1 pseudogene is annotated in these 234 nt (G+C 58.5%); it reads left to right on the top strand.

From position 1 onward, the window contains the following. A pseudogene (gene fadB / locus AAEZ05_RS30270) lies at positions 1-234 on the top strand (fatty acid oxidation complex subunit alpha FadB); the annotation flags it as partial.

Raw genomic sequence — 234 nt, 5'->3', positions numbered from 1 at the left:
GTGCTGACAACGCGATCGAATGGATCGCCGCGGGTAAGGAAAACAAGGCTGAAGACGCACTGAAAGTCGGTGCCGTCGACGCGGTAGTGGCTCCGGACAAACTGGCCGAAGCCGCGCTGAACCTGATCAAGGGCGCCATCAGCGGCGAATTTGACTACAAGGCCAAGCGTCAGCCGAAGCTGGACACACTCAAGCTCAACGCCATCGAACAGAGGATGTCGTTCGAAACCGCCA

This window comes from Pseudomonas sp. HY13-MNA-CIBAN-0226 (assembly GCF_040310305.1).
GTDB lineage: Bacteria > Pseudomonadota > Gammaproteobacteria > Pseudomonadales > Pseudomonadaceae > Aquipseudomonas > Aquipseudomonas gregormendelii.
The sequence above is the reverse complement of the archived record's forward strand: the minus strand, read 5'-3'. Positions and strand labels throughout refer to the sequence as shown.